Raw genomic sequence first — 25497 nt, forward strand, 5'->3', positions numbered from 1 at the left:
GATCACGGCGCCAAGGGCGGCGAGAGCGGACGTGATAGGCGCAACGATCATGCGGACTCCCCCTTGCTGGCAGCAATATCTGGCGTTAAGTTGCATTTTGCAAGCCTTAGGTTCACCGATCAATGGATCGCCCATTCCGCTCCGATTGCCCCATCGCGTCGGCGCTCGACATCGTCGGAGATCGATGGTCGCTGCTCGTCATTCGTAATCTGATGCTCGGCGCGCGGAGCTTTCGGCAGATGCAGGCCGCGCCTGAGCGGATCGCTACGAATATTCTTTCCGACCGGCTCAAGCGCCTGGTCGAAGCGGGCTTGGCCGTTGAGCAGCGCGCCATCGCCGGTTCGGGCTCGCGCGGAGGTTATGTCCTGACGCCTGCCGGAGCGGATCTGTTGCCGGTGCTTCAAGAGATCGCCAAGTGGGGCGTCGCCCACCTGACCGACCGCCGCCCCATTCCCGAAGCCTTCCTGGCGACGACTCCCGCGCTGTTGCTGAACAGCGCGGACAAGCCGCTCTCGTAGCGAACATCTTGGAAGCGCACCGCAGTGGTGTCCGCTTCAGGGCCGCAAGCTGACCAACGCAAACGCGCCATAGCTCGAAGCGGCCCTACTCCTCGTCCGGCCCGATGTCCGCCGCCGCCCAGGCCGCCGCCGAAGCCAAGCTCGCACCCCGCGCCCGAGCCGCGCGGGCCAGACGCCGAGCGACCGGATCATCGTCGATTTCGACCAGCGACCGGGCTTCGATCACCGCCGCGACCAGCCGCTCCAGGTCCTGGGGTCGCGACAGCCTATGGTCGCCGTCCTTGATCAGGGTGAAGATCACGTCGTCGCTCTTCAGCGCGTTTGCCAGTTCCAGGGCGTGGGTCCAAGGAACGTCCGGATCGGCGCCGCCCTGCAGCACGCGGATCGGAACCTCAATGGGCACGTCGCCCTGCAGGATCGACCACCGCGCGCCGTCCTCCAGCAGTTCGCGGGTGATCGCATAGCCGCCGTCGCCATACGCCGAGGGCCGGATCCAGAACCCGTCGCTGGCGATGGCGGCCTTGGCCTCGTCGGGAAGCCCGGGCTCCATCAGCTTTTCGGTGAAGTCCGGAGCCGGGGCGATCAGCACCATGGCCTTGACGCGCTGAGGCCGGGCGATGGCCGCCAGGCAGGCGATCCAGCCGCCCATCGACGAGCCCACCAGCACCAGCGGTCCCTTGGTCAGGTCGTCGATCACCGCCAGGGCGTCCTCGCGCCAGCGGCTGATCGTGCCATCTCGGAACGCGCCGTCCGACTCGCCGTGGCCGAAATAGTCGAAGCGCAGATAGGCGCCGCCGGTGGCTTGAGCCTGGTCGGCCAGAACCTGAGCCTTTGTCCCGGTCATGTCGGAATGGAACCCGCCTAGCCAGACGACGGTCGGCCCTTCGCCATCCACGCGTCGATAGGCGATGCGCTGATTGTCGGCGCGAACCAGAAACTCCGGGGATTCGGTCATGGCGCGGCCTTGATCCTTTCGCTAACTAAATGCGGTATCTCAGCCGAGAGTCGCGTGCCCGACCTTCCCGACGATTTCATTCTTCTGCAGGTAACGCCCGAACTCGAAACGGGCGGCGCTGAGCAGACGACGATAGATGTCGCCCACGCCGTCGTGAGGCAAGGCGGCAAGGCGCTGGTCGCGACCAAGGGCGGACGCATGGCCTCGCGGCTGGAGGCCGACGGCGGCCGTCTGGCCCACATGCCGGCCCAGTCCAAGAACCCGCTGGTCATGCTGGGCAACGCCGCCCGGCTGATCGACCTGATCCGCCGCGAAAAGGTCAGCCTGGTCCACGCCCGCTCGCGCGCCCCGGCTTTCAGCGCCCTGTGGGCCGCGCACGCGACCAAGACGCCGTTCGTGGCCACCTATCACGGCGTCTATAACGCGAGGTCCAACCTGAAGCGCTGGTACAATGCGGTGATGACCAAGGGCGACCTGGTGATCGCCAATTCCGAATACACCCGCGCCCACGTGATCAAGGAGCATGGGATCGATCCGGCCCGGGTGGTGGCCATCCCGCGGGGCGTGGACCTGACGAGGTTTGAGCCCGACATGGTGAGCGCCGAGCGGATCGACGCCCTGCGCAGGGCCTGGGGCGTCGCCGCCGACGACCGACGGCTGAAGGTGCTGTTGGCCGGCCGGCTGACGCGCTGGAAGGGTCAGGCCCTGCTCATAGAGGCCATGGCGAAACTGAAGGCCTCGGGCGACGCCCGGATACTGTTGCTGCTGGTCGGCGACGATCAGGGCCGCAAGGCCTATCGCGCTGAACTTGAAGCCCGGATCACCGCGGCCAATCTGCAGGACGACGTCAGGATCGTCGGCCATTGCGAAGACATGCCGGCTGCCTATCTCATTGCCGATTTGGCCATTGCGCCCTCGCTCGAACCCGAGGCCTTCGGCCGCACGGCGGTCGAGCCGCAGGTGATGGGCAAGCCAGTGCTGGCCTCCGACCACGGAGCGGCGCGCGAGACCGTGCTGCCCGGCGAAACCGGCTGGCTGGTCGCGCCGGGCGACGCCGAGGCCTGGGCCGACGCCCTCGCCATAGCCTGCAACGTGGGAGCCGCGACGCGCCAGACCATGGGTCAGGCCGCCAGGGCTCGCGCTCGGCGGTTGTATTCGGTGGACGCCATGTGCGAAGCCACTCTGCAAGTTTATGCGCGCGTGCTGGAAGCCAGAGTTTTGGAGCGGAGACCTTGAGCAAGGAGATCAAAAAGGTCCTGGTGATCAAGCTGGGGGCCCTTGGCGATTTCGTTCTCGCTCTGGCGGCGATGAAGAAGATCCGCGAGGCTCATCCCAAGGCCAAGATCACTCTGCTCACCACCCCGCCGTTCGAGGCCTTGGCCAAGCTCAGCCCCTACTTCAACACGGTCGAGACCGATGGGCGCCCGGAAGACTTCGGCGACTTGACCAAGATGCTGGGCCGCCTGCGCTCAGCTCGCTACGATCGCGTCTACGACCTCCAGACCAGCAGTCGCACCAACTGGTACTTCCAGGCCCTGCGGCCCTTCCCGCCGCAATGGAGCGGCGTCGCTACCGGATGCGCCCTGCCCCAGCGCGGCAAGGCACGGCAGAACATGCACACGCTCGAGCGCCAGGCAGACCAACTCAGGGCCGCCGGCATCTGGCCCGACGCCCCCACCGAACACGGCAGCGCGCCCCCGCCGGATCTCTCGTGGATCCTGCGCCGCCACAAGGAAGCCCGCCCCGTGGCCGGCGCCGCCGCGCCGCGTCCCTACGTGCTGTTCGTGCCCGGCGGCTCGGCCCATCGGATGGAAAAGCGCTGGCCGGTTGAGGCCTTCGCCCAATTGGGCTCGCTGCTGAAGGCGCGGGGCCTCGACATCGTCATCATCGGCGGACCGCAGGAAAGCGCCATGGCGCGCGCTATCCAGAAGTCCGTCGGCCAAGCGCGCGACCTCACCGGCCGCACCGACTTCGCCCAATTAGCCGTGCTCGGGGCCAAGGCGGCCCTGGTCGTCGGCAACGACACGGGCCCCACCCACCTGCTGGCGGCATCGGGCGCGCCGACCATCGCGCTGTTTTCGGACGCCTCCGATCCCGAGCTCTGCGGCCCGCGCGGCCATGTGGCAGTGATCAAGTCGCCAGACCTCAAGGCTCTGCCCGTCTCGACGGTGGCCAGCGCGGCGATGTCGCTGCTGCCGTAATTTTCTGTCATCCGGGGCAGAGCGCAGCGCAGACCCGGGACCACCCGGTCCAAGCAGTCACTATACTTTTACGATATTTTCCTCATAAAATCCCTCTTTGAGGGATCACTCCTACGCCGTCTATCTGGATGACCAACACGCGCCGTGGCGTCCTCTACGTCGGTGTCACATCGGACTTGGCCTCTCGCGCAACTCAACATCGCGACGGCGCGACGCAGGGCTTCACCCGTCGATACGGATGCAGAAATCTTGTCTGGTTCGAAATCCACACAGACATCGAAGCCGCAATCCGTCGCGAGAAACTCATTAAGCGCTGGCGCAGGCTCTGGAAGTTCGAACTGGTCGAAGCGCGCAATCCGGAATGGATCGACCTTCTGCCCGCTTTGCTCGGCGAAACCGAGTTTCCTTGGCCTGAACCGGCTGCGGTTCCCGGTTTTGACGGTCCCAGATCTTCGCTGCGCTACGCCCGGGATGACAAGCCGTTTTAGCGTCCTGGCAGGTCTTCATTCGTCCCGCGCCCAAAAGGATTGACCGCTACGACGCCTGTTTGGCTCGCGCCGCTTGATAGGGGGCGCCCGACAGGTCATATATCATCTTCTCGCAGCGCGTCTCCGCGCAGCGCGACTACCTTCAACTGTACCGGAGCCGCCCCTATTCGCCGTCCTATGCAAACGCCGCCCGTCAAAGACGGACCGCGTATAAACGATGAAATCCGCGTCCCGCGCGTCCTGCTGATCGACCAAAACGGCGAGAAGCAAGGCGAAATGCCGACCACGTCCGCCATGGAAGCGGCCGAGGAAGCTGGCCTGGACCTGGTGGAAATCGTTCCGAACGCCAATCCTCCCGTCTGCAAGATCCTGGACTACGGTAAGTTCAAGTTCCAGGAGCAGAAGAAGAAGAACGAGGCGCGCAAGCGGCAGAAGATCGTCGAGCTTAAGGAAATCAAGCTGCGGCCTAATATCGACATCCACGATTACGAAGTGAAGACCAAGGCCATGACCCGGTTCTTCGAGGAGGGCGACAAGGTCAAGGTGACCCTGCGCTTCCGCGGTCGTGAAATGGCTCACCCCGAACTGGGCATGAAGCTGCTGATCAAGGTCAAGACCGACTTCGAGGAAATCGCCAAGGTCGAATACGAGCCGCGCATGGAAGGCCGGCAGATGATTATGATCCTGGCGCCGCGCTAAAGCGCGCGCAGGACCAGATCCCGCATCAACGCCCTGGCCTCGGCCGGGGCGTTTTTCGTTTGAGCTCTTGGAAATCAAGAGTTCAACCCACAAGACCCCTCGACACAAATGCCCGCCTTGATAGATTGCCCCGGGGTCGGGGGATAACGACGTGTTCAAGGTGAGTGTGGCCGCTGTTGCGGCCTTCGTGGCGCTGTTTGCAATAACGGCGCGCGCCGCTGAATTGGCTCCGCTTTCCGCCTATGGGCGGCTTCCCGGCATCGAAGGCGTGGATATCTCGCCAGACGGCAAGCTACTGGCGATCACAGTCACCGATGGCGAACGTCGGCTATTGGCTGTCCGAAAGACCGACACGACTGCCTTGGTCACCGGCATAAACATGGATGCGGTCAAGGTGCGCAGCGTGCAATGGGCCGGGCCCGAGCACCTGCTCGTGATCACCTCGTCGACGGCCGACGTCTATGGCCTGAGAGGCCCTGCGCAAGAATACTTCCAGGCCATCGACTTCAATATCGTCACAGGCAAGCAGACGCAGCTCCTGAAGGGGCAGGTCGATTCGATGAACGTGGTCATCGGTGCGCCCATGGTGCGCATCGTCCATGGCGTTCCTTTCGTCTACCTGGAAGGCGTTCATTTCGTCGACAACACCGGTTGGGACACGCTCTACCGCGTCAATCTGAAAACAGGCATCACCACCATGCTGGACCATGGCGGCAACGAGAACACCGACGGCTGGCTGGTCGACGACGACGGCGCCGCCATCGCCCAGTCGCTCTACGATCAGAAGAAGGGCCTCTGGTCGCTGAAGCTCAGGATCAACAAGGCCTGGAAGACGGTCGACCAGACCTCCGCCCCGATGGGCTCCTACGGAATCTCCGGCTTCGGCCGCGACGGCAAGTCGGTGCTGGTCTGGAAAAGGGACGCGGAGGCCAACACCATCCTTCGCGAATACAGCCTCGATGGAACCCATCTCGATCTCCCCAAGGGCGTCGAGATGGACGGCCTCGTGCATGATCCGGGCAATCTTGGCCTGTTGGGTGGCGTGAGTCTGGTGGGAGACGACCTGCGCTACACCTTCTTCGACCCCAAGAGTCAGGCCACCTGGAACGCCGTCGTCAAGGCGTTCCAGGGCGAACGGGTGAGCTTGGCGTCCTGGTCGGAGGACCGGCGCAAGGTGGTGGTTATGGTCGACTCGCCTGCGGAGGGAGCCGCCTACGCCCTCGTCGATCTCGACGCCAAGAATGCCCGATATGTTGGTGAGGTCTATCGGAGCCTGAAGCCCGAGCATATCTCGCCAGTGCGCTCGATCAGCTACAAGGCCAAGGACGGTCTGACGATCAGCGGCTACCTCACCCTGCCCCAGGGCAGGGATCCCAAGAAGTTGCCGCTCGTGGTCTTGCCGCACGGTGGCCCGGAAGGGCGCGACGCGCCCGGCTTCGACTGGTGGAGCCAGGCCCTGGCCTCGCACGGCTATGCGGTCCTGCAACCCAATTTTCGCGGCTCGGAAGGCTTTGGCTGGGACTTCGTCAAGGCGGGCTTTGGCCAGTGGGGCAAGGCGATGCAGACCGATCTTTCGGACGGCGTGCGCGACCTGGCAGCCCAAGGCCTGATCGATCCCAAGCGAGTGTGCATTGTCGGCGCCTCTTACGGCGGCTATGCAGCCCTTGCCGGTGCCACGCTCGACAAGGGCGTCTATCGCTGCGCCGCATCCGTGGCCGGGCCGTCCGACCTAAAGCGTATGCTGATCGACAACCAGCGACGCTACATGACCAACAGCAATTCGGCTCTTCGCTATTGGCTGCGGTTCATGGGGGCGGACGGCCTGAAGGATCCCGATCTCGCCGCGATCTCGCCCGCCAAGCTGGCCGACGCAGTGGAAATCCCGATCCTGCTGATCCACGGCAAGGACGACACGGTCGTGCCGTATGTGCAGAGCCAGATCATGGCCTCCGCCCTGAAGAAGGCGGGCAAGCCCGTGGAGCTGGTAACCTTGGAGGGCGAGGATCACTGGCTTTCGAGCGGCGCGACGCGCCTCATCATGCTGACCTCGACGGTCGACTTCCTGCAAAAGCACAACCCGCCCAACTGACGAAGGGTGGGTCTGGATGACGCCGTCGCGGAAGCTTTTTGGGTCGCCCGCCACCGGTAAAAAGCGTATTGGAGCGGCCCTTCGAAAGCGTCGCCATGTCCGAGATCGCCCCCGCCGCGCCGTCCGCCCATAGTCCCCGGGCGCTCTATGTCCTGCTGCTGGTCGTGTTCATCAACCTGGTGGGCTTCGGGCTGGTCATTCCGCTACTGCCCTTCTATGCGCAGTCGCTGAACGCCGAGCCCTGGCAGATCACAGCGCTGTTCTCGGCCTACAGCCTGGGACAGTTCTTCGCCGAACCGTTCTGGGGAAGGCTGTCGGACCGTATCGGCCGGCGGCCGGTGCTGATCGTCACCATCCTGGCCAACACCTTGGCCTATGTGGCGCTGGCCTTCGCGCCGACCCTGTGGATCGCCTTCACCATTCGCCTGGTGGGCGGTTTCGCCACCGGCAATATCTCGACCATCCAGGGCTATATGGCCGACGTCACCCCGCCGGAAAAGCGGGCGGGACGCATGGGCCTGCTCGGCTCGGCCTTCGGGGCCGGCTTCGTGGTCGGGCCCGCCCTTGGCGGCCTGCTGGCCCATCCCGAGGCCGGGCCTCTGGGTTTCCAGATCCCGCTCTTCGTGGCGGCGGGACTGTCCGCCATCGCCTCGCTGGGCGTCTTCCTGTTCGTGGTCGAGAGCCGCTCGCCCAGCGCGCCCGATACGCCGCGTCCGCATCGACGCGAAGCGCTGCTGGCCGCCAGAGCCAATCCCGTGCTGTCGCGGGTGCTGCTGATCACCCTGGTCTCGACCATGGCCTTCGCCGGCATGGAGTCGATCTTCGGCCTGTGGACCCACGCCCGATTCGACTGGGGTCCGCGTCAGGTCGGCCTGTGCTTTGCGGTGATCGGCGTGATCGCCTCGATCGGTCAGGGCGCGGTGACCGGGCGCCTGGCCCGCCGCTTTGGCGAGCCACGGGTGCTGACGGTCGGCCTGTCGATCATCGCCGTGAGCCTGGCCGTGACCCCCTTTGCGCCCAGCGGCGCCGTCGTGCCGCTGTTCGTGGGCCTGACCGCCTTTGGCCAGTCGCTGGTCTTCCCCTGCATCGCCGCCCTGATCTCGCGCGCTACCTCGCCGCATCAGCAGGGCGAGATGCTGGGGCTGAACATGGCTGGTGGCTCCCTGGCCCGCATGGGCGGTCCCCTGCTGGCTGGTCCGCTGTTTGGCCTGAACATCGGCGGCCCCTACTGGTTCGGCGCTCTGCTGACGCTTCCGGCGATCTGGCTTGCCGTGACGATCACTCAGAACGCGAAAAGCCAGGCCTGACGCCTCTGCACCTCGACAGTTCCGGGGCGGCGGACTAATCTCAAGGCTGTCTTTTTCGGGGTCTTTCATGCTCAAGTTGCTGGCCGGAGTTTTGGCCGCTTTCGCGTTCGGACTGGGCGCCGTCAACGCTGCGCCCGTCGAGGCCTATGGCCGCCTGCCCGCCATGAGCGGCGTGGACATCTCGGCCAGCGGCGAACAGCTGGCCTATATCGTCCAGGAGGGCGGCGCGGCCCATGTGGTGGTGTAGAGTGTCGATGGCACTGTCCATCACTCGCTCAACATGGGCGACCGCAAGGTTCGCGCCGTGTCCTGGATCGGTGACAGCCACGTTGTCATTCAAGTGTCCTCGACCGTCGGCATTTCTGGCGTCGCCTTCGTGGGAGAATATTTCCAGGCGTTGAGCCTCAACGCCAAGACCGGCGCGATCGTGCAGCTGCCCAACGGCTCTCAGGACAGCGTCCTCAACGTTATGTGGGAAACGCCCTACGGCGGCGTCTTCGATGGCAAGCCGGCGATCTGGGCCGGCCTCTTCGCCAAAGAGGCATTCGCCGACGAGGACGGTCACTACGACCTCTACCGGATGGATCCCGACACCGGCATCGGCCGCCGACACCAGATGGGCGACAAGGATACCGGCAGCTATCTGGCAAGGTCCGACGGCACGGTTCTGGCGCGCACCAAGTTCCGGTTGCGCGACGGCCGCTGGAGCCTTGACCTGCGTCGCGACGGCAGCTGGACGGAAGCCTATTCGACGATCGCCCCGCTGGATCAGCCGTCAATCGCGGGCCTGACCTATGACGAAACAGCGGTCATGCTGTCGATCTGGGACGCAAGCGCAAAGAACTGGAGCATGGCGCCGGTTTCGTCGGCCGACGGCAAGCTGGGGGCCGCCACCACACCCAAGGGTCCGTACTCTATGATCACCGACCGCGAGAGCCGGATCATCGGTTCAAGCTATGAAGATGTCTATCGCGAGTACGACTTTACCGAACCCCGGATCAAGGCGGCTTGGCCCCAGGTACGTCAAGTGTTCGTCGGTCGGCAGGTCATGTTGTCGGCGCACACCCACGACTTCGCCAAGCTGGTAGTCTATGTCGAGGGCACGGGTGAGCCCGGTGGCTACTATCTCGTCGATCTGGGCGCCAAGAAGGTCAAGCGGATCGGCGCGGCCTATCCGGGCCTGACCGGCGCCGACATCGCCCAAGTGCAGGCCGTTACGTACAGGGCCGCTGATGGCCTGGAGATCGAGGGCTATCTGACCCTGCCCAGTGGCAAGGCTGCCAAGGACCTTCCCCTGATCGTCGTGCCTCACGGCGGCCCGCAGGCTCGCGACAGTGCCGGGTTCGACTGGTGGGCCCAGGCCCCGGCCTCGCGCGGCTATGCCGTGCTGCAACCCAACTTCCGCGGCTCCAGCGGCTATGGTCGCGCCTTCACCGAGGCTGGCTACGGCGAGTGGGGCGGCAAGATGCAGACCGACCTATCGGATGGCGTGCGGATGCTGGCCAAGGCCGGCACCATAGATCCCAAGCGGGTCTGTATCGTCGGCGCCAGCTATGGCGGATATGCCGCCCTGGCCGGCATCACCCTGGACAAGGGCGTCTATCGTTGCTCGGTCGCAGTGGCAGGCGTGTCAGACATGAGTAAGATGCTGGCCCGAGAAGTCAGCCAGGGGGGGCACCAGCTCGGCGGTGCGCTACTGGAAGCGCTATATGGGCGTAGCCTCGCCCTCCGATCCAAAGCTGGTTCAAAAATCGCCGGTAAACTTCGCCGCCCAGGCGGACGGTCCGGTGCTGCTGATCCACGGCAAGGACGACACCGTCGTCTATTACGACCAGAGCACCGATATGAGGCGCGCGTTGGAGCGGGCTGGCAAGCCTGTCGAGTTCGTGACGCTAAAGTCCGAGGACCATTGGCTTTCCCGGGAGGCGACCCGCCAGCAAATGCTGACCGCAACCGTGACCTTCCTGGAACGGAACAATCCGCCGAACTGATCCAAAGCTGCGGGCGGGCGCGATTGCCCCCTCCGCCCTTGCCTTACCCGACTCTTTCCCGTACTAACCCCGCCTTTCCGGAACCGCCTGGCTAATTGGCATGCCATGGCGGTTCGTCTTGCTATCCCAGAGGACGGGGCGAAAGCTCCGACGCGAAATGCCTAAGTTGAAAACCAAGTCAGGCGCCAAAAAGCGCTTCAAGATCACGGCCACGGGCCTGCTGAAAGCCGGCGTCGCCGGCAAGCGTCACCGTTTGATCGGCCATAATGGCAAGTACATCCGCCAAAACCGCGGAACGAAGGTCATGAGTGCTTCGGACACCAAGACCATTCGTTCGTACATGCCCTACGGCCTTTAAGAGGAGCGCTGACACATGGCTCGCGTCAAACGGGGCGTTACCGCCCACGCCAAGCACAAGAAGGTTCTTGAGCAGGCAAAAGGCTTCTACGGTCGCCGCAAGAACACCATCCGCACCGCCAAGGCCGCCGTCGATAAGGCCGGTCAATACGCGTACCGCGACCGCAAGGTGCGCAAGCGCGCCTTCCGCTCGCTGTGGATCCAACGCATCAACGCCGGCGCCCGCACCGAGGGCTTCACCTACTCGCAATTTATCCACGGCTTGGACGTGGCGGGTATCGTGATGGACCGCAAGGTTCTGTCGGATATCGCGGGTCAAGACCCTGCCGCGTTCAAGGCCATTGCTGACAAGGTCCGCACCGCCCTGGCCGCCTAAGGTCTTTTTCGGGTTCGTCCCGATTGCGATCTAAGAAAAGCCCTCCGGTGCGAGCCGGGGGGCTTTTTGCCATCCTCCCCCCAGCGGGAGAGGTGGCCCGAAGGGCCGGAGGGGGAAGTCTCCACGGCCGGGGATCCGCTTCCCCCTCCGTCGGCTGAGTTTATCCTCGGGCGCGCGCTTCGCGCGACCCGGGGGCCGACACCTCCCCCGCTGGGGGGAGGATCTGGTGCGCACCGCCCTCGCCAGTTCCACTGAAACCGCCTAGACGGAAGCCCGTCATGACCGATCTCAAAACACTCGAATCCGATGTGCTGGCGCAAGTCGCCGCAGCCGCCGATCTTTCCGCCCTCGACGCTGTGCGTGTCGCGGCGCTGGGCAAGACCGGCTCGATCTCCGGCCTGCTGAAAACCCTGGGCGCGATGAGCCCCGAGGAGCGCAAGACGCAGGGCGCGGCGATCAACGCCCTGCGCGACGCCGCCGCCGCATCCATCGCCGACCGCAAGGCGACGCTGGAGACCGCCGAGCTGGACGCGCGTCTGGCCAGTGAGACCCTGGACCTCACCCTGCCGGCCCCGCCTCGCCGCAAGGGGTCCGTTCATCCGACCATGCAGACCATGGACGAGATGATCGCCATCTTCGCCGAGATGGGCTTTGCAGTGGCCGAAGGGCCGGACATCGACGACGACTTCCACAATTTCACGGCCCTGAACTTCCCGCCCAAGCACCCGGCGCGGGAGATGCACGACACCTTCTTCTTCAATCCCAAGAAGAACGAGGACGGGTCGGACGCTGAGCGCATGCTGCTGCGCACCCACACCTCGACGGTGCAGGTGCGGACCATGATGTCGCAAAAGCCGCCGATCCGGATCATCGCTCCGGGCCGCACCTATCGCTGCGACAACGACGCCACCCACACGCCGGTGTTCCACCAGGTCGAGGGCCTAGTGATCGACAAGGGCATCCATATGGGCCACCTGAAATGGACCCTGGAAACCTTCCTGGCGCGGTTCTTCGAGACTGATGCGGTGACCACCCAGTTCCGCCCGCATCACTTCCCGTTCACCGAGCCCTCGGCAGAGATGGACGTGCAGTGCGACCGCTCGGGTGGGGAAATCAAGATCGGTCAGGGGACGTCGTGGCTCGAGATCCTGGGCTGCGGGATGGTTCATCCCAACGTCCTGCGCGCCTGCGGCATCGATCCGGACGAGTACCAGGGCTTTGCCTTCGGCATGGGCGTCGACCGTCTGGGGATGCTGAAATACGGCATGCCCGACCTGCGCGACATGTGGTCGTCCGACAGCCGCTGGCTGGCGCATTACGGCTTTAGCGCATTTGCCGCGCCGAATGCAGCCAGTGGACTGAGCTGATGCAGGCCGCGCTCCTCCTCCCTTCTCCCCCTGCGGGAGAAGGTGCCGTCTATAGGCGACGGATGAGGGGTTGCGCCGGACTCGCCGAGAAACCCCTCATCCGACCCCGGATCAAGTCCGGGGCCACCTTCTCCCGCAAGGGGAGAAGGAACCCTGAGTTCGAACCATGAAATTCACCCTCTCCTGGCTCAAGGATCACCTCGACACCGAGGCCTCCGCCACCGACATCGTCGCCGCCATGACCATGGCCGGCCTCGAGGTCGAACACGTCACCGATCCCGCAACCAAGCTGGCCGCCTTCACGGTCGCCAGGATCGTCGAGGCCGTGCAGCATCCCAATGCCGACCGCCTGCGCGTCTGCCAGGTCGATACCGTCGATGGCATGAAGGAGATCGTCTGCGGCGCGCCCAACGCCCGCGCGGGCCTGACCACCATCTATGCCCCCATCGGCGCATATGTGCCGGGCCTGGGCGTGACCCTGGTCGAGAAGCCAGTGCGCGGCGTCGTCTCCAACGGCATGCTGTGCTCGGCCTCCGAGCTTGAAGCCGCCAGCGAGAGCGACGGCATCATGGAGCTGTCCGACAGCCTGGCCGTCGGGACACCCGCCGCCGACGCCTTGGGCATGGAAGCTGTCGTCGACTTCGAAGTGACCCCCAACCGCCCCGACTGGCTGGGCGTCGCCGGCATCGCCCGCGACCTGGCCGCCGCCGGAGTCGGTACGCTGAAGGACCTGTCCATTGCACCCGTGCCGGGGACCTTCCCCTGCCCGATCACCGTCACGGTCGATGGCGAGGCTTGCCCGGTGTTTGCCGGCCGCCTGATCAAGGGCGTCAAGAACGGCCCGTCGCCCAAGTGGCTGCAGGATCGCCTGCTGGCCATCGGCCTGCGCCCGATCAGCGCCCTGGTCGATATCACCAACCTGATCACCTACGATCGCGCCCGGCCGCTGCACGTCTATGACGTCGCCAAGCTGGTGGGCACGACCATCGAGGCGCGCCTGGGTCGCGGCAAGGCGCAGGTCACGCCCGGCGACCAGCCGTCGCCCGCGCCGCATCAGGACGAGCAACTGATTGCTCTGGACGGCAAGACCTATGACATCACGCCCGAGATGTCTGTGATCGCCGACGCCGGCGGCAATCGTCCGATCGGCCTGGGCGGCGTCATGGGCGGCGAAAGCACCGGCTGCTCCGAAGCGACGACGGACGTGTTCCTTGAGAGCGCCTGGTTCGAACCGATCCGCACCGCCCAGACGGGTCGCACGACCGGCATCAACAGCGACGCCCAGTACCGCTTCGCCCGCACGGTCGACACCCACTCGCTGGTTCCCGGTATCGAACTGGCCACCAAGCTGATCCTCGACCTCTGTGGCGGCGAGCCGTCGGAGATTGTGGTGGCGGGGCAGGCGCCGGCCGCGCCGACCGGCTTTGCGTTCGAGCCCGACTTTGTCGAGCAGCTGTCGGGCCTGGCCGTGACGCCCGACCAGACACACCGGATCCTGGCCGACCTGGGCTTCGACGTCGTGCTGGGCTCGCCCTGGACCGTGACCCCGCCGACCTTCCGCCGCGACGTCGAAGGCAAGGCCGATCTCGTCGAAGAGGTCGCCCGCATCGCCGGCTATGGCACGCTGCCGTCGACGGCTCTACCCGAGGTTGCGCGCGCCGTCGGCGGCGTGTTGACCGCCAAGCAGGCGCGCGGCCGCGTCGCCCGTCGCGCCCTGGCCGCGGCCGGCTATGCCGAGGCCCTGACCTGGAGCTTCACCAACCAGAAAACCGCGACCCTGTTCGGTGGCGGCGCGGCCGAGCTGATCCTGGCCAACCCGATCGCCTCGGACCTGGACTGCATGCGCCCATCCTTGCTGCCCAACCTGATCGAGGCCGCCGGCCGCAATGCCCGCAAGGGCTTTGCCGACGCGGCCCTGTTCGAGATCGGTCCCACCTTCCATGGCGATCGGCCGGCTGACCAGCGTACGGTGATCGCGGCTATCCTCGCGCCTCACGCCCCGCGCAATTGGGATAAGGCGGCGCAAGACGACCTGTTCTCCGTCAAGGCCGACCTGCTGGCCCTGCTGGAGGAACTTGGCGCGCCGGTCGACAAGCTGCAGACCGCCCAAGGCTCGGCCTCGTCCTGGTGGCACCCGGGCCGTTCGGCGCGCCTGCAGCTGGGCCCCAAGGCGGTGATGGCCGAGTTTGGCGAACTGCACCCGGCGGTGCTCAAGGCGCTGGATGTGGCTGGTCCCGTCTATGGCTTCGAGATCAGTCTGGAAGCGATCCCGGAACCCAAGAAGAAGGCCCACAAGTCAAAGGCCGCCTTCTCGCCCTCGCCCTTGATGCCCCTGACCCGCGACTTCGCGTTTCTGGTCGAGAAGACCAAGGCGGCCGGCGATCTCGTGAAAGCCGTGGCGGGCGCCGACAAGGCGCTGATCGCGGCCGTCCGGGTGTTCGACGTCTATGAAGGCCCCGGCGTGCCGGACGGCTTTAAGTCGGTGGCGCTGGAGGTGGTCGTTCAGCCGCGCGAGGCTACCCTGACCGACGCGGATATCGAGGCTCTGTCGGGTCGGATCGTGGCGGCGGCGGAGAAGGCCGGCGGCAAGCTTAGGTCGTAATCTAAAGTCCTCCCCATAGTGGGAGAGGTGTCGCCGTAGGCGATGGAGGGGAAGTGCTGCCGACTGGTGCGGTCTTCCCCCTCCGACCTTCGGTCGCCTCCCCCTTCAGGAGGAGGGCCTACTACGCCTTGCTCAAATCCCGGGCGCCCGCCCGTCCGGTAACCAAAACCGCGACCGATCGCCCATACGCGAGGCAAGGCCTTGCGCACCTCGCAGACCCACGCTACGTCTAGGTGGAACGCAGGGAGTCACTGGTCCTCATGGTTTCGCAACTCGCCATCAACATCGCTCTCGTGACCGGCTTTACCGCCGTCGCGGCGACGTCGTGCGCCGCGACCATGATGTGGAACCAGATTAAAACCGTTCCTATTCGGACGGGGCACAGGCGCGCGAGATAACCAAACGCCGACGGATCGCAAGATCTCCAAAAGCCCCGCTTCCGAAAGGAGCGGGGCTTTTTGTTGTGCGTTTCGTCGGTCTTTCCACCATCCAGAGGGGACTGACCCATGAGCTACCTGCCTTCACCACCCGCCTTCCATAGCGACTCCGACGGTGTCACCGTTCACCAGTTGCTGCTGGCCGCCCAGGACGCGCACAGCGCGCTTGACGCCGTGCGTCAGGGCTTGGCCGACAGCGGCGCCGAGCTGTGCGGCTTGACCCTCAAGCCCGTGGGCCAGATCGTCGAGGCTTCCTTGCGCGTCCGCCACTTGGGCGAACAGGCCGCTCGCCTGCTGGCGCGTGATCTGGCCGCCTGGCCCGGCGTCAACTCGGCCAGTGTCGAGCACCAGTGGGTGCGACCTTGAAACCGCCCTCGCAACCGGACGAGGACACACCCGGCGAGGAACGGCGGCGCCTGTTCCTCGTCACCACCGACGACACGCCCGACGCCCTGATGCGGGTGTTGGGCGTGGCCAGCGTCCAGCAGGCCCGCTTGCGCGCGCTGACCGCCACACCTGAGGGCCAAACACTGGCCATCCGACTGGAGATTGAGGATCAGGGCGACCAGCGCGCCGAAGCCCTGGCCGCCCGATTGACGGCCTGTCTGTCGGTGCGCGGCGTCGGATTTGGCTGGCAGGCGTAACAAAACTGCCAGCTGGTGCGTATCTGAAGGTGGGGCCCTCTTCCGAGCCCTCCAGGAAAGAGATCAATGCGCCGCCTATTGACCCTGATCGTCGCCCTTGTCGCCCTGACGGGCCTGCCCGCCTTGGCCGCGACGCCCGCCAAGCCCCAGAGTCCCGGGAAGACCGCCACCGCCGTGTTCGCCGGCGGCTGCTTCTGGTGCATGGAGCACGACATGCAGGGCGTGCCCGGCGTGATCAAGGTCGAGAGCGGCTACACGGGCGGCCACGTCAACAAGCCGACCTATCGCGATGTCACCAGCGAGAAGAGCGGCCATTATGAAGCCGTCCGGGTCACCTATGACCCCGCTAAGCTGGACTATGGCTTCCTGCTTCATCGCTATTGGAAGCTGGTCGACCCCACCGACGACGACGGCCAGTTCTGCGATCGCGGCTCGTCCTATCGCACCGCTGTCTTCGTCAGCAGCGCCTCGCAACGCGGCGCCGCCGAAAAGTCCCGCGCCGAGGCCGCAAAGCGCCTGAAGATCGGCAAGATGGTCACCCCGGTCCTCGATCTGAAGACCTTCTGGCCGGCCGAGGACTACCACCGCGACTACGCCAAACGGAACGCCCTGCGCTATCAGGCCTATCGCACCGGCTGCGGCCGGGATCTGCGGCTAAAGCAGGTCTGGGGCGGCTGAGCCCTTTCCGGCCAACGCTGGACGCCCCCTCCGTCACGTCGCCTATCGGCGCCGCGCCACCTCCCCCGCAAGCGGGGCAGGAGAAGATCGCATCTCCTCACCCGTAAAACGGGGGAGGTAGCGCGCTGCGAATACGCGGCGTGACGGAGGGGGCGTCCCAGCGTCGGACAAAGCTCCACCGCCTCGACATCGCCCCAATCCCATGTAGGTTTAAGCCTGTAAAATGGGGAGAACGTCGATGAACCGTTACGCGCTGTTGGCGACCGCTGCTGTCGTGCTGGCCATGGGCGCCGCCGCCCATGCCGCCCAAGCTCCGGAACTCTCGGTCACCATCTACAATTCCGACCTGGCCCTGGTGGAAGACGCCCGCGATCTGGACCTGAAGGCTGGCCGCCAACGCCTGGAGTTCAAAGACGTCTCGGCCGCCATCCGGCCCGAAACCGTCAGCCTGTCGGCGGCGGGCGTGACGATCATCGAGCAGAACTTCGACTACGACCTGCTTACCCCCGACAAGCTGATGGAAAAGGCGGTCGGTCAGCAGGTAAAGATCGTCCGCACCAATCCAGGCGACGGCAAGGAAACCATCGAGACCGCCACGGTCCTGGCGGCCAACCAGGGCGTGGTTCTGCGGATCGGCGATCGCATCGAGGTGCTGCGCGACGACGGCGTGCCCACCCGCGTGATCTTCGACAAGGTGCCTGAGACCCTGCGCGCCCGCCCGACCCTGTCGGTGACGGTCGACGCCGACAAGGCCGGCCCTCGCGCCTCCAAGCTCAGCTACCTGACCTCGGGCCTGGGCTGGAAGGCCGACTATGTGGCCCTGTTCGACGAGAAGAAGGGCGCGCTGGACCTGCAGGGCTGGATCACCCTGACCAACAGTTCCGGCACCCCGTTCGACAACGCCCGCACCCAGCTGGTGGCCGGCGAGGTCAACCAGCTCAACAATGGCGGCTATCGTCGGCCCAGCAATGCGATGCAATCGGCGGGGACCGAGAGTGGCGACGCCCAACGCCTGGCTGACTACTACGTCTATCCCCTGCCTCAGCGCACCACGATCCTGGCCAATCAGAGCAAGCAGGTCGGCTTTCTCAGCGCCCAAGGTGTGACCGCCAAGAAGGTCTATGAGATCCGCACGGGCGCGTTCAACAGCGATCAGAACCCTTCGTCTGCGACGGTGGCGATCCAGTTCAGCAACGCCAGACTGGCCGGGCTGGGCAGCCAACTGCCGGCCGGCGTGATGCGCGTCTATATGCGCGACCAGGCGGGCGATCCAAAGTTCGTCGGCGAAAACAGCATCGACCACACGCCGGCAGGCTCGGAGCTGTCGATCAAGATCGGCGACGCCTTCGACGTCACCAGCCAAGCCACTTTGGTCAGCCAGGAGAAGGTCTCCAAGACCCGCTCGCGCTATTCGATGAAGTATCTGGTTCGCAACGCGAGGCCTGAGGCCGTGACGGTGGAACTGCGCCAGGGCGGCCTGTGGCGCGACGGCGAGGTCAAGGCCGAGAGCCTCAAGAGCCGCCGCATCGACGCCCGCACCCTGGGCTGGAGCGTCCCGGTGCCCGCCAATGGCGAAACCACCCTGACCTTCACGGTCGAGACCGGCTGGTGATGCCCAGATCCTCCCCCCAGGGGGGGGGTGTCGCCGCAGGCGACGGAGGGGGAAGACCTCTCCGGCCCGGCCACCGCCCCCTCCGGCCCCCGATCAAGTCGGGGACCACCTCCCCCGTCAGGGGGAGGATCTTGGCTTGCGTGCTCGTCATCGCCGCGGCCTCTCCCGCCGTCGCCGAGGTGATCGCCTCGCCCGCCGCCGAAAAGACGGCGGTGACGCTCTATCGGGCGGGCTCGGAGCCGTTCCAGACCCTGCAACCGTGGCAGCGCGAACAGGCCCTGAAGAAGGGCCTGATCCTGGTCACCGAGACCCGGACCGTGACCTTGCCCGCCGGTCGCCACACCCTGCGCTTCGACGCGGTCGCCGACGGCTTGATACCCCAGAGCACGGCGGTCGATGGCCTGCCGGGCGGCATGATCGAGCGCAACTACGACTACGCCCTGCTCAGCCTAGGAACCCTGCTGGAGCGGTCGCTGAACCAGCAGGTCGGCATTGTCCGCACCAACGCGAAAACGGGCCGCCAGACTGCCGAGAGCGCCATCGTGCGTCAGGGTCCGAATGGGGTCGTGCTGCAGACGGCGAACGGGGTTGAAGCCCTGGGCTGCTCCGGCGGCGCCGAGCGGCTGGTGTTCGACCAGATCCCCGCCGGCCTGTCAAACAAGCCGTCGCTATCGACCCTGATCGACGTTCCGACCGCGACGACCGTTAAACTCACCCTGTCCTACCTCGCCATCGGCGTGAACTGGCAGGCGGACTACGTCGCTCGCATCGCGCCTGACGGCAAAACCCTGGACCTCACCGGCTGGCTGACCCTGGTCAACAGCAGCGGAACCAGCTTCGTCGACGCTCCTACCCAGACCGTGGCCGGCGCGCTGTCGCGCGTGCCGGTCAATATTCCAAAGGCTGACACCAAGGCGATCAACCGCGCCTGCTGGCCGATGGACACCACCACCCACGGCCGATCCCCGCCGCCGCCCGCACCGCCGCCTCCTCCGCCGATGATGGCCATGGCCGCGCCGGCTGGAGCCGCGCGGGAGGAAATCGTCGTCACCGCCCAGCGCACCAAGTTGGCCGAGCAGTCCGACCTCGGCGACTACAAGCTCTACACCCTGCCCGAGCCCGTAACCGTGGCCGCGCGCCAGACCAAGCAGGTGGCGTTCCTCGACCAGAAGGGCGTGGCGTTCCAGCGGCTGTACGTTGTCTCCGTCGACCCCTGGAACGATTACGAGGACGGCTCCGATCCGGTCCGGCCCGACGTCATGCTGCGTCTGGAGAACAAGATCGCCAACGGCCTGGGCAAGTCCCTCCCCGCCGGCGCGCTGTCGGTCATGGAGACCATCGGCGGTCGCCCGGCCTTCGCCGGCGAACAGGCCGTGCGCGACGTGCCGGTCGGCGAGCCCCTGGATCTGACCATCGGCCAAGCCATGGATGTCCGGGCCCGCCCGCGCCTGGTCGAAGACGCAAGGCCAGGCAAGAACCGCGTGAGGCGTACCTACGAGGTCGATCTGTCGAACGCCAAAACCATCCCGGTGACCGTCGAGCTACGCCAGAACCCGGACGTCCCGATGTTCAAGGTGGTGGCCGAGCCCGCGCGCCACGACATCCGCCAGGGCCAGGTCGCCTGGCGCATCACCCTGGCCCCGGGCGAGACCCGGACGTTCCGCTACGCCATCGAGTACGGCGGCTAGGCGAATTGGCGCGGATAGCTGCTCTCCCAAAAGGACAGGGCTATCGCCTATGGAGTTGCGCGGAAAAGGCTGTCATCCCGGACAAGCGAAGCGCCGATCCGGGACCACCGGGAGCGCTGAGTTCAGGCGTCGGTCCCGGATCTGCGCGCTGCGCGCTCGTCCGGGATGACAATCGTTTTTGGTCATATGCGATCGCCCTGCCCAAAAAGGGGGACCTTCAATGTCAGAACGGCATGATCCGGCGCTTACGGCTGTAACCCAGGTAGCCGACGTTGGCGCCCAGGCGCAGGCCTACGCCGGCGCGGATCGGGGCCAGGACGATGTCGTCGGCCTTCTGATAGTTCACGCCCAGGCCGCCGATTAGATAGGCGACGCCCTCGACACCGGGGAAGCGGCGGAAGATCGCGTCCGGGTATTGCAGGTTGTAGCAAAGGGTGAAGACCCGGCTGGCGTTGCCGCCCCAGTCCCAGCCGATCGAGGGGCCCTGCCAGAACGTCTCAATGGTGGGACGGCCCTTCATGTAAAGCAGACCACGGCCATAACGCAGGCCGATGGCAATGGCGCCCGCGCCTTCTTCGCCGGCGATATAGCCTGTAGGCTGGCCCTTCTCGCGGAACACCTTCTCGATCGCCGCCCCGGCGCTTTCGGCGGTGACGCCCAGGAAATCGGAGGTCGCGCGGATCATCTCGTCGGCCGAATAGGTCTGGGCCGAGCCGGTGTCATAGGTGGGGGTGGTGGTCCCGCCGGCCGCCGCATCCTGAGCCATAGTGTCCTGGGCCATTGTGTCTTGGGCCATTGTGTCTTGGGCGAAGACGCTGGAGGCGCCCGACGCGGCGCCGAGCGTGGCCACGCCCGAGAGGATCAACTTGCGACGGTCCATGACGGCCCCTTCAGAAATATCGTTGCGCCACTCTCGCAGCCCATTAGGACCGGTTTGCGGCGGCCGGCTTTAAGGTTCGGTTAAGCATGAGGAAATCCGGCGACCGCCGTGACAGGATCGCCCCCTCGCGAAGCGGCCCAAATGTGCTAGACGCACGCGCATGACTTCGACGCCTCTCGACAAAATCCGCAATTTTTCCATCGTGGCCCATATCGACCACGGCAAGTCCACGCTGTCGGATCGCTTGATCCAGGAGACCGGCGGCCTGACCGCGCGCGAGATGACCGCGCAGGTTCTCGACAACATGGACATCGAGAAGGAACGCGGGATCACCATCAAGGCCCAGACCGTGCGTCTGGAGTACAAGGCCGACGACGGCGAGACCTATATCCTCAACCTGATGGACACCCCCGGCCACGTCGACTTCGCCTATGAGGTCAGCCGCAGCCTGGCCGCCTGCGAAGGCTCGATCCTGGTCGTCGACGCCAGCCAGGGCGTGGAAGCCCAGACCCTGGCCAACGTCTATTCGGCCATCGACAACAATCACGAGATCGTCCCGGTCCTCAACAAGATCGACCTGCCCGCCGCCGAGCCCGAGCGCGTGCGCGCCCAGATCGAGGACCTGATCGGCCTGGACGCCAGCAACGCCGTCCTGGCCAGCGCCAAGTCCGGTATCGGCATCCACGACGTGCTGGAAGCCATCGTCACCCGCCTGCCACCGCCCAAGGGCGACGAGAACGCGCCGCTCAAGGCCCTGCTGGTCGACGCCTGGTACGACGCCTATCTGGGCGTCGTGGTGCTGGTGCGCATCATCGACGGCCGCCTGCGCGCCGGCCAGAAGATCAAGATGATGCAGCACGGCTCGACCCACCTGGTCGACCGCGTTGGCGTCTTCAAGCCCAAAAATACCCCCGTCGAGAGCCTCGGCCCCGGCGAGATCGGCTTCTTCACCGCCCAGATCAAGGAAGTGGGCGACGCCGCCGTCGGCGACACCCTGACCGACGAGAAGAGGCCTACTGAACACGCCCTGCCCGGCTTCAAGGACGTGCAACCCGTCGTGTTCTGCGGGCTCTTCCCGGTCGACGCCGCCGATTTCGAGGACCTGCGCGCCGCCGTCGGCCGCCTGCGCCTGAACGACGGCAGCTTCACCTACGAGATGGAAAGCAGCGCCGCCCTGGGATTTGGCTTCCGCTGTGGGTTCCTGGGCCTGCTGCACCTGGAAATCATCCAGGAGCGCCTGTCGCGCGAGTTCGACCTCGACCTGATCGCGACCGCCCCCTCGGTGGTCTACAAGATCCACATGCGCGACGGCTCGGAGACCGAGCTGCACAACCCCGCCGACCTGCCCGACCCGATGCACATCGAGAGCATCAGCGAGCCCTGGATCAAGGCCACCATCTTCACCCCCGACGACTACCTCGGCGGCGTGATCAAGCTGTGCCAGGACCGCCGCGGCCAGCAGCGCGAGCTTTCATACGTCGGCAACCGCGCCATGGTCGTCTACGATCTGCCGCTCAACGAGGTGGTGTTCGACTTCTACGACCGTCTGAAATCGATCTCGAAGGGCTATGCCAGCTTCGACTACCAGGTCGAGGACTACCGCCAGGGCGACCTGGTGAAGATGTCGATCCTGGTCAATGCCGAGCCCGTCGACGCCCTCTCCATGCTGGTCCACCGCGACCGCGCCGAGGGCCGCGGCCGGGGCATGTGCGAGAAGATGAAAGAGCTCATCCCGCCGCACATGTTCGTCATCCCCATCCAGGCGGCCATCGGCGGCAAGATCATCGCCCGCGAAACCGTCCGCGCCCTGCGCAAGGACGTCACCGCCAAGTGCTACGGCGGCGACGCCAGCCGCAAGCGCAAGCTGCTGGACAAGCAAAAGGCCGGCAAGAAGCGCATGCGCCAGTTCGGCAAGGTCGAAATCCCGCAGGAAGCGTTCATCGCGGCGCTGAAGATGGACGAGGATTGATCGGCTTCTGAACTAGCCTGTCGAAGTGTTCTGGACGCCCTCGTCAGCGGAAGCTGGCGGGGGCGTTTTGATTCCCTCCGCCGACCAACGATGGATGGAGCGGTTCAATTTCTCTGGCAATGGTTGAGCGCGCATCGCTAGAGTGGCGCTCCGTTTCCAATGCCTCACTGGTGAATAGCCAGGAGCGCTGTCTTATCGAGGTCGCATGTCTGCCACGGACACCACAATCTTGATGCACCTCTTTGGAGAGGCCAAGAAGGCGGACTACCCCAAACTACCCGAGGCAGATTTCTTTGAAATCTATGTTCCGTATCACCACCTGAAGCATTTTGATCTCGACTACGCGGACATCGAAAACGGTATCGTTGACGGTGCCAAGGATGGCGGAATCGATTCAGTCTATTGTCTCTGTGACGGTCGACTGATTTCTGATTTCGACAATTCGGCGGTTCGAAAAAATCCGGACCTAGACCTCTTCATATTCACGAACAAGTTCCAAGAATCTTTTCCAACGTCGGCGCTCAACGACTTAAGGGTTACTCTTTCCGACCTAATGGATTTTGATAAAGCTAAGCTTTCTCAGGTATTCAAAAACTACAATGACGAGGTCTGGGAGGCGTTTTTATCCTTCAGGACATTTTACATCTCCGTCGCATCAAAATTTCCCTCCCTATCGATCCACGTTATCTACGCGACCAAATCACCAAAGGCTGCTGAGGCAGAGGTTCTAAGTCGGCTCGCACAGATCGCGGACGACTTAAAGACGCGCTTCTCGGGCGCAACAGTCGAGGCCACGGCGTCGGATGCTCGATCCCTCTTATCCGTTGTGCGGGAACCGCCGGATGAAGTGCGATCACTTCAAATCAGCGGAAATTCTGTAAACCTGTCGAAAGGACCATCTTACGTAGCGTTGGCCAAGCTTCACGATTACTATGCATTTATCTCTAAATCGGGCGGCGGGCTGGAACAACGCCTGTTCGACGACAACGTTCGCGACTACGAAGGCGACGTCTTAGTAAATAAGGAAATTGGCGCGACCCTCGCAGATGGCGGAGATATAGATTTTTGGTGGCTTAATAACGGCGCTTCGATCATCTGCGACTCCGCCACCTTGTCTGGAAGTATGCTCCAGATGAAAAATCCAAAAATTGTCAACGGCCTACAAACTAGCCGAAGAATTTACGAGCACTTTTCTGGCATATCTGGCGGCCTGATCGGTCTAGGCTTAAAAGATGATAGGCTTGTATTAGTTAGAGTTATTACCGCCGAAGATGATGACGTACGAGCGGAAATCATCCGGGCCACTAATAGGCAGACCCCAATTTCACCAGCTCAGTTGATTGCAACTTCGGCCATTCACAAAGACATAGAGCTTCACCTTCGCGCGGAAGGGAAATATTATGAGCGCCGGAAAAATTTCTGGAAGAATCAGGGAAAAACAAAGGCTGAGATCATAACCGTCACAGATATGGCTCAAGCCGTGATGACGGTAGTTTCAGGACGCCCTCACACTGCCAGGGCGCGGCCCGGTTCACTATTGAAAGAATCTAATAATGACGTTTTCGACGCCAGCTATGACATCCGCGTTTATGCCAAAGCTATAGATCTGGTTCGAGGTACAGAAGCACTCATCAATGAGGAACTTCCTGATTGCGGAGTCAGAGATAGGAACAATCTCAAATACCATATCGTTGCCAGGATCGTTTATGATTCTTGTGGCGGAAAGTTTTCCGCTAAGAGGTTCCTGGCAAATGATTTGATTGAGCCAGATCGGCGCCGCAAAGTTATCGCTAAAGCGAACTCTATATACCTCAAGCGTGGCGCCAGCGATCGCGTAGCCAAGTCGGAAGAGTTTTGGGAAGCTGTGAGGGACGCAAGGATCAACTAGACACAGGAATATACTTTCCGCCTAGGGGTAAGGTCGGCAAGCCCGTTACCTTACTCGGCCCCGTGCTCCGCGAGCTCGACCTGCCCCGTGCCGCCCTCATAGATCAGCCGATACCCGCGAAGAAACGACCGCCCCAGGATCACGCGGTGCCATTGCTCACCTTCGTGCAGCTTCACACCCGTGAAGGGCTGGAACAGCAGCTTGTTCAATTGCGGAATGTAGAGACGCGCTGTGTAGACGAACGCGCGGTGGCGTCCGCCGACGCCGCTGATCTCGCCCTCGTCGGTGATGGGCAGGCCCAGCCGTTGGGCCAGTTCATCGTCGATGCAGTCACCGCCGGCGCCGGTGTCGATCAGTGTCCTGACCTTCTTTTCCGGGAGGTTCGGGGTTTCGCCGGCAAGCGATAGCGACTTCAGGCCGATATCGACCTGGATCGTCGGCCCTAGCCGAACGAGCAAATCCGCCGTGGTTTCGCCGGGCGCGCCGGACTTAAAGCCCGCTTGTATCGAGCGCATGCGCCGGTCGGAAAATCATCCCGCCAGGAAGCTGAACAGGACCGGCCCCGACCTGACGAATGAGGTACGGACCATTGCCGAACCGATCAACAGCCAGGGTCGCCGCCGCCTCGAAATCGGAAAAGGCGTCGATGAACCTACCGCAGTGGAAAACCACCCATTCATGGAAGTGCGAGGCTTCGAGCTCAGCCTTCATCTGGCCGAAGGCGGCGATATCTTCTCTAAGACTGGCCATC

The 25497-nt window shown here is 64.4% G+C and carries 24 protein-coding genes and 1 pseudogene; 20 read left to right on the forward strand and 5 right to left on the reverse strand.

The window, feature by feature from the left end; genetic code table 11:
* Positions 1-122 precede the first annotated feature (122 nt).
* Positions 123-518, forward strand: coding sequence for a winged helix-turn-helix transcriptional regulator (locus ACP69S_RS17695; RefSeq protein WP_425999481.1), 396 nt, complete (start codon positions 123-125; stop codon positions 516-518).
* Positions 519-603: 85 nt separating this feature from the next.
* On the opposite strand, the gene ACP69S_RS17700 is transcribed toward ACP69S_RS17695, so the two are convergent.
* Positions 604-1473, reverse strand: a complete 870-nt coding sequence (locus tag ACP69S_RS17700) for an alpha/beta fold hydrolase (RefSeq protein WP_425999483.1) — start codon at positions 1471-1473, stop codon at positions 604-606.
* Between the two features lie 54 nt (positions 1474-1527).
* Between ACP69S_RS17700 and ACP69S_RS17705 the strand changes: the two genes are divergently transcribed.
* The 15 genes from ACP69S_RS17705 to msrA all read left to right on the forward strand — a co-directional run bounded on the left by ACP69S_RS17705 (position 1528) and on the right by msrA (position 16709).
* The gene (locus tag ACP69S_RS17705; RefSeq protein WP_425999485.1) at positions 1528-2709 is read left to right on the forward strand and encodes a glycosyltransferase family 4 protein; all 1182 of its coding nucleotides are present in this window, start codon (positions 1528-1530) and stop codon (positions 2707-2709) included.
* Positions 2706-3674, forward strand: a complete 969-nt coding sequence (locus ACP69S_RS17710; RefSeq protein ID WP_425999487.1) for a glycosyltransferase family 9 protein — start codon at positions 2706-2708, stop codon at positions 3672-3674. Before ACP69S_RS17705 ends, ACP69S_RS17710 begins: the two co-directional genes overlap by 4 nt.
* A 128-nt stretch (positions 3675-3802) precedes the next feature.
* The gene (locus ACP69S_RS17715) at positions 3803-4162 is read left to right on the forward strand and encodes a GIY-YIG nuclease family protein (RefSeq protein ID WP_425999489.1); all 360 of its coding nucleotides are present in this window, start codon (positions 3803-3805) and stop codon (positions 4160-4162) included.
* A gap of 177 nt (positions 4163-4339) precedes the next feature.
* Positions 4340-4861: a translation initiation factor IF-3 gene (infC, locus tag ACP69S_RS17720; protein WP_425999491.1), complete on the forward strand. Its 522-nt coding sequence runs from the start codon at positions 4340-4342 to the stop codon at positions 4859-4861.
* Positions 4862-5012: 151 nt separating this feature from the next.
* Positions 5013-6950, forward strand: coding sequence for an alpha/beta hydrolase family protein (locus tag ACP69S_RS17725; RefSeq protein WP_425999493.1), 1938 nt, complete (start codon positions 5013-5015; stop codon positions 6948-6950).
* Positions 6951-7045: 95 nt separating this feature from the next.
* Positions 7046-8257: an MFS transporter gene (locus ACP69S_RS17730; protein ID WP_425999494.1), complete on the forward strand. Its 1212-nt coding sequence runs from the start codon at positions 7046-7048 to the stop codon at positions 8255-8257.
* 67 nt (positions 8258-8324) lie between these two features.
* Positions 8325-8504, forward strand: a complete 180-nt coding sequence (locus ACP69S_RS17735; RefSeq protein ID WP_425999496.1) for a hypothetical protein — start codon at positions 8325-8327, stop codon at positions 8502-8504.
* A 33-nt stretch (positions 8505-8537) separates the two neighbouring features.
* On the forward strand, positions 8538-10343 hold the full coding sequence (locus ACP69S_RS17740) for an alpha/beta hydrolase family protein (protein ID WP_425999498.1): 1806 nt from the start codon (positions 8538-8540) through the stop codon (positions 10341-10343).
* A gap of 62 nt (positions 10344-10405) precedes the next feature.
* Positions 10406-10606 carry a 50S ribosomal protein L35 gene (gene rpmI, locus ACP69S_RS17745; protein ID WP_012285249.1) on the forward strand — a complete coding sequence of 67 codons (201 nt, stop codon included), beginning with the start codon at positions 10406-10408 and terminating at the stop codon, positions 10604-10606.
* A 15-nt stretch (positions 10607-10621) separates the two neighbouring features.
* Complete coding sequence (gene rplT / locus ACP69S_RS17750) at positions 10622-10981, forward strand: 50S ribosomal protein L20 (RefSeq protein ID WP_425999500.1); 360 nt, start codon at positions 10622-10624, stop codon at positions 10979-10981.
* A 278-nt stretch (positions 10982-11259) separates the two neighbouring features.
* Entirely contained in the window at positions 11260-12348 is a 1089-nt protein-coding gene (pheS, locus tag ACP69S_RS17755) for a phenylalanine--tRNA ligase subunit alpha (RefSeq protein ID WP_425999502.1), read from the forward strand.
* 166 nt (positions 12349-12514) lie between these two features.
* Positions 12515-14950 (forward strand): phenylalanine--tRNA ligase subunit beta, encoded by a 2436-nt coding sequence (gene pheT / locus ACP69S_RS17760; protein ID WP_425999504.1) that lies wholly within the window; start codon positions 12515-12517, stop codon positions 14948-14950.
* A gap of 506 nt (positions 14951-15456) precedes the next feature.
* The gene (locus ACP69S_RS17765) at positions 15457-15753 is read left to right on the forward strand and encodes a hypothetical protein (protein WP_425999505.1); all 297 of its coding nucleotides are present in this window, start codon (positions 15457-15459) and stop codon (positions 15751-15753) included.
* On the forward strand, positions 15750-16031 hold the full coding sequence (locus ACP69S_RS17770; RefSeq protein ID WP_425999507.1) for a hypothetical protein: 282 nt from the start codon (positions 15750-15752) through the stop codon (positions 16029-16031). Before ACP69S_RS17765 ends, ACP69S_RS17770 begins: the two co-directional genes overlap by 4 nt.
* Before the next feature lie 66 nt (positions 16032-16097).
* A complete protein-coding gene (gene msrA, locus ACP69S_RS17775; protein ID WP_425999509.1) occupies positions 16098-16709 on the forward strand; it encodes a peptide-methionine (S)-S-oxide reductase MsrA in 612 nt (203 codons plus the stop codon).
* Positions 16710-16751: 42 nt separating this feature from the next.
* Here the strand turns inward: msrA and ACP69S_RS17780 are convergent.
* Positions 16752-16888: pseudogene (locus tag ACP69S_RS17780) on the reverse strand (hypothetical protein).
* A gap of 59 nt (positions 16889-16947) precedes the next feature.
* On the opposite strand from ACP69S_RS17780, the gene ACP69S_RS17785 reads away from it, so the two are divergent.
* The gene (locus tag ACP69S_RS17785; protein WP_425999511.1) at positions 16948-18321 is read left to right on the forward strand and encodes a DUF4139 domain-containing protein; all 1374 of its coding nucleotides are present in this window, start codon (positions 16948-16950) and stop codon (positions 18319-18321) included.
* Positions 18322-18461: 140 nt separating this feature from the next.
* Entirely contained in the window at positions 18462-20009 is a 1548-nt protein-coding gene (locus ACP69S_RS17790; protein WP_425999513.1) for a DUF4139 domain-containing protein, read from the forward strand.
* Between the two features lie 223 nt (positions 20010-20232).
* Here ACP69S_RS17790 and ACP69S_RS17795 read toward each other — a convergent pair whose 3' ends face one another.
* Positions 20233-20805, reverse strand: coding sequence for a DUF1134 domain-containing protein (locus ACP69S_RS17795; protein WP_425999540.1), 573 nt, complete (start codon positions 20803-20805; stop codon positions 20233-20235).
* Positions 20806-21049: 244 nt separating this feature from the next.
* On the opposite strand from ACP69S_RS17795, the gene lepA reads away from it, so the two are divergent.
* Positions 21050-22858: a translation elongation factor 4 gene (lepA, locus tag ACP69S_RS17800; RefSeq protein ID WP_425999515.1), complete on the forward strand. Its 1809-nt coding sequence runs from the start codon at positions 21050-21052 to the stop codon at positions 22856-22858.
* A 205-nt stretch (positions 22859-23063) separates the two neighbouring features.
* The gene (locus tag ACP69S_RS17805) at positions 23064-24746 is read left to right on the forward strand and encodes an AIPR family protein (RefSeq protein WP_425999517.1); all 1683 of its coding nucleotides are present in this window, start codon (positions 23064-23066) and stop codon (positions 24744-24746) included.
* 50 nt (positions 24747-24796) lie between these two features.
* Here ACP69S_RS17805 and ACP69S_RS17810 read toward each other — a convergent pair whose 3' ends face one another.
* Complete coding sequence (locus ACP69S_RS17810) at positions 24797-25261, reverse strand: retroviral-like aspartic protease family protein (protein ID WP_425999519.1); 465 nt, start codon at positions 25259-25261, stop codon at positions 24797-24799.
* Positions 25236-25496 carry a hypothetical protein gene (locus tag ACP69S_RS17815; RefSeq protein WP_425999520.1) on the reverse strand — a complete coding sequence of 87 codons (261 nt, stop codon included), beginning with the start codon at positions 25494-25496 and terminating at the stop codon, positions 25236-25238. Before ACP69S_RS17815 ends, ACP69S_RS17810 begins: the two co-directional genes overlap by 26 nt.
* Between the last annotated feature and the right edge of the window lies 1 nt (position 25497).

This window comes from Caulobacter sp. DWR1-3-2b1, assembly GCF_049895765.1.
Lineage (GTDB): Bacteria > Pseudomonadota > Alphaproteobacteria > Caulobacterales > Caulobacteraceae > Caulobacter.

What these genes read in the sequence shown, in the direction of transcription:
- infC (WP_425999491.1), top strand. Translation starts at nt 4,340, where the DNA reads ATGCAAACGCCGCCCGTCAAAGACGGACCGCGTATAAACGATGAAATC.
- ACP69S_RS17795 (WP_425999540.1), bottom strand. Translation starts at nt 20,805, where the DNA reads ATGGCCCAAGACACAATGGCCCAGGACACTATGGCTCAGGATGCGGCG.
- rplT (WP_425999500.1), top strand. Translation starts at nt 10,622, where the DNA reads ATGGCTCGCGTCAAACGGGGCGTTACCGCCCACGCCAAGCACAAGAAG.
- msrA (WP_425999509.1), top strand. Translation starts at nt 16,098, where the DNA reads ATGCGCCGCCTATTGACCCTGATCGTCGCCCTTGTCGCCCTGACGGGC.
- pheT (WP_425999504.1), top strand. Translation starts at nt 12,515, where the DNA reads ATGAAATTCACCCTCTCCTGGCTCAAGGATCACCTCGACACCGAGGCC.
- ACP69S_RS17740 (WP_425999498.1), top strand. Translation starts at nt 8,538, where the DNA reads ATGGGCGACCGCAAGGTTCGCGCCGTGTCCTGGATCGGTGACAGCCAC.
- ACP69S_RS17785 (WP_425999511.1), top strand. Translation starts at nt 16,948, where the DNA reads ATGAACCGTTACGCGCTGTTGGCGACCGCTGCTGTCGTGCTGGCCATG.
- ACP69S_RS17715 (WP_425999489.1), top strand. Translation starts at nt 3,803, where the DNA reads ATGACCAACACGCGCCGTGGCGTCCTCTACGTCGGTGTCACATCGGAC.
- ACP69S_RS17700 (WP_425999483.1), bottom strand. Translation starts at nt 1,473, where the DNA reads ATGACCGAATCCCCGGAGTTTCTGGTTCGCGCCGACAATCAGCGCATC.
- ACP69S_RS17695 (WP_425999481.1), top strand. Translation starts at nt 123, where the DNA reads ATGGATCGCCCATTCCGCTCCGATTGCCCCATCGCGTCGGCGCTCGAC.
- ACP69S_RS17765 (WP_425999505.1), top strand. Translation starts at nt 15,457, where the DNA reads ATGAGCTACCTGCCTTCACCACCCGCCTTCCATAGCGACTCCGACGGT.
- rpmI (WP_012285249.1), top strand. Translation starts at nt 10,406, where the DNA reads ATGCCTAAGTTGAAAACCAAGTCAGGCGCCAAAAAGCGCTTCAAGATC.
- ACP69S_RS17805 (WP_425999517.1), top strand. Translation starts at nt 23,064, where the DNA reads ATGTCTGCCACGGACACCACAATCTTGATGCACCTCTTTGGAGAGGCC.
- ACP69S_RS17810 (WP_425999519.1), bottom strand. Translation starts at nt 25,261, where the DNA reads ATGCGCTCGATACAAGCGGGCTTTAAGTCCGGCGCGCCCGGCGAAACC.
- pheS (WP_425999502.1), top strand. Translation starts at nt 11,260, where the DNA reads ATGACCGATCTCAAAACACTCGAATCCGATGTGCTGGCGCAAGTCGCC.
- lepA (WP_425999515.1), top strand. Translation starts at nt 21,050, where the DNA reads ATGACTTCGACGCCTCTCGACAAAATCCGCAATTTTTCCATCGTGGCC.
- ACP69S_RS17735 (WP_425999496.1), top strand. Translation starts at nt 8,325, where the DNA reads ATGCTCAAGTTGCTGGCCGGAGTTTTGGCCGCTTTCGCGTTCGGACTG.
- ACP69S_RS17730 (WP_425999494.1), top strand. Translation starts at nt 7,046, where the DNA reads ATGTCCGAGATCGCCCCCGCCGCGCCGTCCGCCCATAGTCCCCGGGCG.
- ACP69S_RS17815 (WP_425999520.1), bottom strand. Translation starts at nt 25,496, where the DNA reads ATGGCCAGTCTTAGAGAAGATATCGCCGCCTTCGGCCAGATGAAGGCT.